The 8,637-nt window shown below is 39.9% G+C and carries 8 protein-coding genes; 6 read left to right on the forward strand and 2 right to left on the reverse strand.

Annotated features, from left to right (window positions below; genetic code table 11):
- From B4237_RS04910 to B4237_RS04920, 3 genes are all read left to right on the forward strand, one after another.
- A partial coding sequence (locus B4237_RS04910; protein WP_286941911.1) for a bifunctional methylenetetrahydrofolate dehydrogenase/methenyltetrahydrofolate cyclohydrolase occupies window positions 1–574 on the forward strand: 574 nt, incomplete at its 5' end.
- 49 nt (window positions 575–623) lie between these two features.
- Window positions 624–1,292, forward strand: a complete 669-nt coding sequence (locus tag B4237_RS04915; protein ID WP_278595534.1) for a class I SAM-dependent methyltransferase — start codon at window positions 624–626, stop codon at window positions 1,290–1,292.
- Between the two features lie 130 nt (window positions 1,293–1,422).
- Entirely contained in the window at window positions 1,423–1,707 is a 285-nt protein-coding gene (locus B4237_RS04920) for a GNAT family N-acetyltransferase (RefSeq protein WP_007481745.1), read from the forward strand.
- A 62-nt stretch (window positions 1,708–1,769) separates the two neighbouring features.
- Here the strand turns inward: B4237_RS04920 and B4237_RS04925 are convergent, their stop codons facing one another.
- On the reverse strand, window positions 1,770–2,192 hold the full coding sequence (locus B4237_RS04925; protein ID WP_023012997.1) for a hypothetical protein: 423 nt from the start codon (window positions 2,190–2,192) through the stop codon (window positions 1,770–1,772).
- Window positions 2,193–2,453: 261 nt separating this feature from the next.
- On the opposite strand from B4237_RS04925, the gene glpK reads away from it, so the two are divergent.
- The 3 genes from glpK to glpD all read left to right on the forward strand — a co-directional run bounded on the left by glpK (window position 2,454) and on the right by glpD (window position 6,558).
- Window positions 2,454–3,968 (forward strand): glycerol kinase GlpK, encoded by a 1,515-nt coding sequence (gene glpK, locus B4237_RS04930; protein WP_007481743.1) that lies wholly within the window; start codon window positions 2,454–2,456, stop codon window positions 3,966–3,968.
- Window positions 3,969–4,018: 50 nt separating this feature from the next.
- Entirely contained in the window at window positions 4,019–4,777 is a 759-nt protein-coding gene (locus tag B4237_RS04935; protein WP_004878346.1) for a DeoR/GlpR family DNA-binding transcription regulator, read from the forward strand.
- 260 nt (window positions 4,778–5,037) lie between these two features.
- The gene (gene glpD / locus B4237_RS04940; protein ID WP_278595533.1) at window positions 5,038–6,558 is read left to right on the forward strand and encodes a glycerol-3-phosphate dehydrogenase; all 1,521 of its coding nucleotides are present in this window, start codon (window positions 5,038–5,040) and stop codon (window positions 6,556–6,558) included.
- A gap of 39 nt (window positions 6,559–6,597) precedes the next feature.
- Here the strand turns inward: glpD and B4237_RS04945 are convergent.
- The coding region (locus B4237_RS04945; protein WP_286941917.1) for a TonB-dependent siderophore receptor at window positions 6,598–8,637 on the reverse strand (2,040 nt) is incomplete at its 5' end.

Raw genomic sequence — 8,637 nt, forward strand, 5'->3', positions numbered from 1 at the left:
TGGCATTTTGCTTCAACATCCAGTACCTGAACAAATTGATGAAAGAGCGTGTTTCGATGCGATTTCTTTAGAAAAAGATGTAGATGGTGTAACTTGCCTTGGTTATGGTCGCATGGCAATGGGTGAGGCAGCCTATGGTTCTGCTACACCAGCAGGTATCATGACGATTTTAAAAGAAAACAATATCGAAATCGCGGGTAAACATGCTGTTGTTGTTGGTCGTTCAGCTATTTTAGGTAAACCAATGGCTGCTATGTTATTGGAAGCGAACGCAACGGTAACGATTTGCCATTCACGTACACAGAACCTTGCTGAGTTTGTTAAACAAGCCGATATTATCGTGGGTGCTGTAGGTAAAGCAGAATTGATCCAAAAAGATTGGATTAAACAAGGTGCAGTTGTTGTTGATGCTGGATTCCATCCTCGTGATGGCGGTGGTGTTGGTGATATTCAACTGGTAGGTATTGAAGAAATTGCTTCTGCATATACGCCTGTACCTGGCGGTGTTGGCCCGATGACAATTACCACTTTGATTCGTCAAACGGTAGAAGCCGCAGAAAAAGCTTTAGGTTAATATTTTAGCCCCTCTGAATAGAGGGGCTTTTTTCAAGAATGAAAGAAATATGAGTTGTACTTTTCAATTTGCAAAAGCACCTGAGCAATTGCTTAAAGCTTTGCATGACGTTATTCCAAACACTGATTTATTGGCACAGCAGTTACCTGAAACACCGATTTCATTGTGGTTAATTCCTCCAGTATTTCCCACAGATCGTTTGGATGATGAAGTCATCCGCCGTATTTGGAATGAAACACCGTATTGGATCTTTTGTTGGGCATCAGGGCTGGCGATGGCGCAATGGTTACTTGCTGAACCACATCATGTGAAAGATAAAGTTGTGCTTGATTTTGGGGCTGGCTCAGGTGTGGTTGCGATTGCTGCAAAAATGGCAGGAGCAAAGCGCGTAATTTGCTGTGATATTGATCAAATTAGTTTGGAATCATGTCGCGAAAATGCATTATTGAATAATGTTGAACTAGAATACCTTGATGATTTGTACAAGTCAGAACAAGTCGATGTACTGCTTGCTGCTGATGTGCTTTATGATCAATGTAATCGTTTCTTTTTAGACGAGTTTTTAAAATTCGCACCAGAAGTTTGGGTTGCAGATAGTCGAGTTAAAAATTTTAGTCATCCTCAATATTTAAAAATAGATGAGCGGAGTGCGACGACTTGGCCAGATTTAGATGAGGCAAAAGAGTTTCGCAATGTGAGTTTTTATCGCACGAAATAGTAGTTTACTGCCTGAATCATTTTTCAACTACGATATAAAAACTCAACACAAGCTCGTTCAACCTCATGCTAAAACATCAATGTGAAATCAAATTTGATTTTATGACGCATTTAGCGAATAAAGGTGATTTATGAGTTTTGAGCAAGTAGATGATGGGAAGCATGGTGTATTTAAACTGATTCAAGGTGATTTAGTCGCAGGGGAAATGGCTTATACATGGGCGGGTGATTCAATGCTGATCATTGATCATACAGATGTAAACGAGCGCTTTCGAGGTCAAGGCGTGGGGCGACAACTTTTAGATGAATTGATTGCTTTTGTAAGGGAGCGTCAAGTAAAAGTTATTCCTTTATGTCCGTTTGCTAAATCTGTTTTTGATAAAGACGCTTCAATTCATGATGTTTTAAAAATATAAAAATGATGTAGATGTGTGAATCAACAAAGGTTCACACATCATTTATTATTGAATTTATTTTATTAAGAGCAAGTATAACGAACGACTTTTAGCGTTGAAGGGCGGGTTTCAAGTGCCTGACGTGTTGCATAACCTTCGCTATTGTTTAAATCTGGAGAGTTCGATAGACCAAAAGTTGCGCGACTGTTTCCAATTTTTACGCCATATTGCTCTTCTTGTGTTGGATTCACAATTTCATTCACACTCAGTACAGAAAGTTTGTAATTTTTCTCTACACCCAGCACTTGTTTGCAGGCATGTTGGAGCTTTTTCTCATCAATATCACGATTGCTACGACCAGCCAATGTATATGCAAGCGTTGCAGAAGTTGCTGTTTTACTTTCAATTTGATAACCGGTCACGCCGTTGTATTGGTGTGGGCTGCTTTGACATGCCGCGATCAAAAGGGTTCCGCTCATAATAAAAAATAAATTCGTTTTTTTCATATCAATGGTCCTGTTATTTCTGGTTCAAGTATCGCATAAAATAGATTTTGAATTGTGAGGATTCTTTAAAACAAAGGCTATTCATCGAATTTAGGTTCAAAGTTATAGAAAAGAATTTTCGTTTTCGAACAATTTTGCATATAATCTGCCAAGTTTTTTATTTAATACAGAAGTCATTGCTTTTTTGCAGTATTGGAGCCCGTTTTTTAACGGGCGTTTAATTTATTGCACTAGACGAAAGCAAGTCTGGATAGGTATGTCATGATCTCTACAGATAGTCAAAAAAAATATGTGGTTGCATTTGATCAAGGTACAACGAGTTCACGTGCGATCGTATTGGATCACGATGCGAATGTCATCAGTATTGCTCAGCGGGAATTCACGCAAATTTACCCACAACCAGGTTGGGTTGAGCACGATCCTATGGAAATCTGGGCAACTCAAAGCGCAGTATGGGTTGAAGCCTTAGCGCAAGCGAGTATTTCAAGTGACCAAATTGCAGCGATTGGTATTACCAACCAACGTGAAACTACTGTCATCTGGGATAAAAAGACAGGTAAACCTATTTACAATGCAATTGTATGGCAAAGCCGCCAAAGCAATGAGATTTGTAATCAACTTCGTCAAGAGGGTTGGCAAGATTACGTTCATAAAGTAACGGGTTTGGTTCTTGATCCATATTTCTCTGCGACTAAAATTAAGTGGATTCTTGATCGCGTTGAAGGCAGCCGTGAACGTGCAGAACGTGGCGAGCTTTTATTTGGTACGATCGATACTTGGTTGCTTTGGAAATTGACCAATGGTCAAGTTCATGTAACTGACTATACCAATGCTTCACGCACGATGTTGTTTAACATTGAAACGCTTGAGTGGGATGATAAGTTACTTGAAGCCTTAAATATTCCAAAAGCAATGCTGCCTGAAGTTCGAAGCTCTTCAGAAGTCTACGGTTATACACATACCATTAGCGGTCAAGAAGTTGGTATTCCTATTGCTGGTATTGCTGGTGATCAACAAGCTGCTTTATTTGGTCAAATGTGTGTTGAAGTTGGACAGGCGAAAAATACCTATGGGACTGGCTGCTTCCTATTGATGAATACTGGAAAACGTATTGTTCAATCAGAGCATGGTCTATTAACAACGATTGCATGTGGCCCACGTGGTGAAGTGAATTATGCGCTAGAAGGTGCAGTATTTAATGGTGGTTCATGCGTGCAGTGGTTGCGTGATGAACTGAAAGCGATCAATGATTCGCATGATTCTGAATACTATGCAACCAAAGTCAAAGATAGCAATGGCGTTTATGTCGTACCTGCATTTACAGGTCTAGGTGCGCCTTATTGGGATCCGACAGCGCGCGGTGCAATTTTAGGTATTACTCGTGGAGTTAGTATCGAACATATTATTCGTGCGACTTTAGAATCGATTGCCTACCAAACGCGCGATGTTTTGGATGCGATGCAGCAAGATTCGGGTGAAAAGTTACGTACCTTGCGTGTGGATGGTGGTGTAACAGCGAATAATTTCTTGATGCAATTCCAAGCGGATATCATGGGAACATCTGTTGAACGTCCTGCAATGAAAGAAACAACAGGCATGGGTGCTGCTTTCCTTGCTGGTTTGGCTGTCGGTTTCTGGTCGGATCTCAATGAATTAAAGAGTAGAATGACTATCGAAAATACTTTCACTCCTGAGTGTTCACAAGCTGAAACTGAAAAACTCTATAAGGGTTGGTTAAAAGCTGTTGGACGTACTCGAGATTGGGCAGAGGATTAAGTTAAAATAGCCCAAATTTTATGACGTAAAATAACATAGGACGAATGAGCATGAGCTTGATACTACGCCAACAAAAAACCCTCGAATTAGTGAGAGAACGTGGCTATATAAGTATTGAAGAACTTGCTCAGTATTTCGATGTTACGCCTCAAACTATCCGCCGTGATATTAATCAATTGGCGGATGAAGGTTTGTTACGTCGTTATCATGGTGGCGCGGCGCATGATTCAAGTGTTGAAAATACTGAATATACTATGCGCGTAGGTCACATGCTTGAGGAAAAAAGGATCATTGCAGCAGCTGTTGCAGCGGCTGTACCAGATCATGCTTCTCTGTTTATTAATATTGGGACCACGACAGAAGCCATTGCTCATGCATTGCTGAATCATACGGGGTTAAAAATCATCACCAATAACTTAAATGTTGCGAAAATTCTAAGCACCAAAGAAGACTTTGAAGTCTTGATTGCTAGCGGTCGTGTTCGTCCTGATGGTGGTGTAATTGGACAGGCAACAGCTGATTTTTTCAAACAATTTAAAGCGGATTATGCTTTGGTTGGAATTAGTGGTATTGATGAAGATGGGACTTTACTCGATTTTGATTTTCAGGAAGTCTGTGTATCTCAGGAAATCGTTTCAAGTGCGAGACAAGTTTTTCTTGCAGCTGACAGTACCAAGTTTGGTCGTAATGCAATGATTCGTTTGGGTTCGCTTAAGCAAGTGGATTGTATTTTTACTGATCAGCAGCCCAATGAGCAATACACTAAAATCATCCGAGATTTAGGAATCGGGTTAATTATCGCCAAATAAATATTCATTTCCGAAAAATTGTTACTTTTATTGGGCCAATGAAAGTTTGGCTCAATTTTTTTATAGATTAATACAACAGAACACTTTATCAATCAGTCCTACAGTTAATTTTCATAATTTCATTAAATCATTTTCATTTTTTACCATTTATCTAAAAATGTCTATTAATTGGCATTTTTTTGGCTAATTTTAATTGTTTATTTTCATTTGATATGTTTTAATTTTCAATATTGAACAATAATGAAAATTTGCGGTGATTTATGCAAACTTCTCCTCAGTCAAATGACAAAATTTATGACCTCGCGGTTATCGGTGGTGGTATCAATGGTGTTGGTATTGCTGCGGATGCTTCTGGGCGTGGTTTATCTGTGTTCTTATGTGAAAAAGACGATTTAGCAAGCCATACATCATCTGCAAGCAGTAAGCTCATTCATGGTGGTTTACGTTACCTAGAGCATAAGGAATTTCGTTTGGTGCGTGAGGCGTTAGCTGAGCGAGAAGTGCTATTGGCAAAAGCGCCTCATATTATTCGCCCAATGCGTTTTATCATGCCGCATCGTCCACATTTACGTCCTGCATGGCTGATTCGTACAGGTTTGTTCATTTACGATCATTTAGGCAAGCGTGAAAAGCTATTAGGTTCAAATAACGTTTATTTTAAAGAAGATAGTCCGTTAAAAGCAGCTATTACTCGTGGTTTTGAGTATTCAGACTGTGCTGTCGATGACTCTAGACTTGTTGTGTTAAATGCAATGCATGCGCGTGAAAAAGGTGCAGATGTTTTAACACGTACACGTTGTTTGTCTGCTCAACGTGAAGGTCAATACTGGATTATTGATTTAGAAAATGAAAAAGGTCAATTCCAGATTAAGGCCAAGGCATTAGTGAATGCTGCTGGACCTTGGGTTGCACAATTCATTAAACAAGATTTACAGCTGAAATCACCTTATGGCATCCGTTTAATTCAAGGTAGTCACATTATTGTGCCGAAGCTATATGAAGGTGATAAAGCATTTATCATGCAGAATGATGATCGTCGTATCGTATTCGCAATTCCATATTTAGACCAATACACGATGATCGGTACTACGGATCGTGAGTATCAAGGTGATCCAGCACAAGTAAAAATTACGCAGGAAGAAACAGATTATTTGATTAAGGTCAGTAATGAGCATTTCAAAACACAATTGACTCAAGCGGATATTGTTTCGACTTTTGCTGGTGTACGCCCATTGTGTGATGATGAGTCGGATAATCCATCTGCGATCACTCGTGATTATACTTTGGCTTTATCAAAAGAGTCAGAAGATCAAGCGCCGTTGCTTTCAGTATTTGGCGGTAAGTTGACGACTTATCGTAAGCTGGCTGAGTCGGCTATGCAGCAGTTAAAAGCATTTTTCCCTGAAATGAAAGGAAGTTGGACTGCAACAGAAGCTTTACCTGGTGGCGAAAATATGGAGTCAGTAGAGCAGTTAATTCTTGAAATTCGTGCTCAAGTTACTGATGCATCAGAAGCGTTAGCTAAACGTTGGGCTTCAGCTTATGGTTCACGCATTTGGAATATTCTGGGCGAGGCAAGTTCAGTTGAGCAACTTGGACAGCACTTTGGACAAGGTTTGTATGTTCGTGAAGTAGATTATTTATGCCGTTTTGAGTGGGTGACGAACAGTCAGGATGTTTTGTGGAGACGCTCTAAATTAGGTTTGAATTTTGCACCGAGCGAAGTTGAAAGTTTAGAAGCTTATCTAGCAAATAAACCAAATACCACAGCTGCTGCTTAAGCATTTAAAAAAGCCCTCTTAGATAAGAGGGCTTTTTTATTAGTATTTAAATTTAAGAGCTACCGTATAGTTGGCTGGTTCTCCGTAGAATGCCTGCCCATCAGTGAAGCTATTGAGGTATTTTTTATCGGTGACATTATCTGCATTAGCTTGAATGGTAAAGTTTGAACTAACCTCATAGCTCGCCATTAAATTCAGCAAGGCATAATCGCTTTGTTTGAGATAAGTCGAGTAAGTTGGATCAAAGCGTGTAATTTTGCTCTGCCATTTTACGCCAGCACCAACTTTTAATTTCGGTAATTGGGTAGGGGAGTAGGTTGTTAGTAAGTTGAAACTTTGGGTCGGATTGTAGGTTCGGGCTGCACCACCATTTTTTAAGTCTTGGAGACTAAATTGAGTGTAACCCAGAGATACATTGACTTGATCAGTTAATTGTCCTGCTAAACCAACTTCTACACCTTGTGAACGTAAGTCACTGATTGCAGGGGTGCGATTAAGCGGATGGCTATCAGTTGGTCTAAGTGGGTAATTATTTTCTTCAGTTCTAAAGATAGCGAGTGTACCTGTAAGTTTGTTGTCTAACCATGCACTCTTTACTCCAATTTCATAGCTTTTGCCTTCAATTGGATCCGCTACTTTACCAGTTGTTTCATCAATTGAGGTTTGTGGACGGAAAATAGAGGTATAACTCATATAGCCTGTATACTCAGGCGTGAAGTTATAGGTAATACCAGCATATGGTGAAACTTTACTTTCATCATAATTCATTGGTGCACTATAACTTGTCCCTTCACTTTTGGCTTGAACATAGTTCGCACCTAATGTGAGTTTGAGATCTTCCGTTAAATGTAAGCGTGTTGCTGCATAAACAGATTGATTGCGTTGCGTGTAATCTGCTGCATCTGAAAAAGCACTCCATGAAACATTGTTTGGTGTCCAGCTTGCCCAGCCAGTTGTGCATTGTGCTTCATAGGTATTTGGTACCGTACCACGGGTACATGTTCCAACATTAGTATCGAGGATAGTCCCAGATTTTTGCTTATCATTTTGTTCACTTTGAGAGAATGTATAGCCTAAAATTGCTTCATGCTCACGCCCTAAAAGATCGAACTTGCCTTGTAAGTTAAAGTCAGCAGTTTGTAGCTTGTTATGTTCTTTTCCACCCCAAGCTGTAAGATCTACATTTGAACCATCTGCATTTGGATAGCCATAGTAGTAAAGTAGCTGGCTTTGGCGTTCTTTTTCATTGTAGTTGTAACTTAGGTTAGCAGACCAAGTTTCCAAGAACTTTTGCTTTAACTCGATGAATGCATTTCGAGACGTATTGTCCCAATAAGCCCAGTCTGGGTTTGGATTGTATGAACGATCATAACTAATTTGTTTACCTGAAGAATCCATCAGAGGTAAAGCACCCCAGTTATTGGCATTGGGCTTGTTTTTTTCTTGGCTGGCACCAACAGACAATAGCGTAGTATCTGTAAGATCGGCTTCCAATACGCCTGCAATACCATTTTTCTCAGAAGAGTAGCGATCTAAATGTGAGTCGCCAGTTTGTTCAAAAGCACTGAGGCGACCTCGAATATTACCATTAGGTGTTAAGCTGCCTGATACATCGGCTTCATAGCGTTGCGTATCCCATGAACCATAGCTCAATCCGGCGTTCGCTTGAAACTCTTTGGTTGGGCGCTTACGAATATAGTTAATAGTCGCACTTGGATCACCGAAAGCATTGGTCAGTGCATCTGCTCCTTTAATCACTTCAATACGATCATAAAAGAAGCTATCTGGATTGGTGTCATTATAATTCCATACACTTGAAGGGAAACCTACGCCATCAACAAGAATGTTGGAGATTTCAAATCCTCGTGCCATATACACTGAGCGTTCGGTTTCAAGTGAATTAACAGTTACGCCTGGGGTGTTGTTTAAAATATCTCTTGAGCTAGTCAGTCCGAAATCATCAATCTGTTGACGTGTTACCACATTGACCGTTTGTGGAATTTCTTTGGCTTCAATATTCAGTTTAGTTGCACTTGAACTATTTTTAATGTTGTAAGCTTTAGTTTTTTCACTGCTGTG

It is taken from the genome of Acinetobacter sp. UBA6526 (genome assembly GCF_002434875.1).
Classification (GTDB): Bacteria; Pseudomonadota; Gammaproteobacteria; order Pseudomonadales; family Moraxellaceae; genus Acinetobacter; species Acinetobacter venetianus.

Coding starts and splice junctions, on each gene's coding strand:
- B4237_RS04915 (WP_278595534.1), top strand. CDS start 624: ATGAGTTGTACTTTTCAATTTGCAAAAGCACCTGAGCAATTGCTTAAA.
- B4237_RS04920 (WP_007481745.1), top strand. CDS start 1,423: ATGAGTTTTGAGCAAGTAGATGATGGGAAGCATGGTGTATTTAAACTG.
- B4237_RS04925 (WP_023012997.1), bottom strand. CDS start 2,192: ATGAAAAAAACGAATTTATTTTTTATTATGAGCGGAACCCTTTTGATC.
- glpK (WP_007481743.1), top strand. CDS start 2,454: ATGATCTCTACAGATAGTCAAAAAAAATATGTGGTTGCATTTGATCAA.
- B4237_RS04935 (WP_004878346.1), top strand. CDS start 4,019: ATGAGCTTGATACTACGCCAACAAAAAACCCTCGAATTAGTGAGAGAA.
- glpD (WP_278595533.1), top strand. CDS start 5,038: ATGCAAACTTCTCCTCAGTCAAATGACAAAATTTATGACCTCGCGGTT.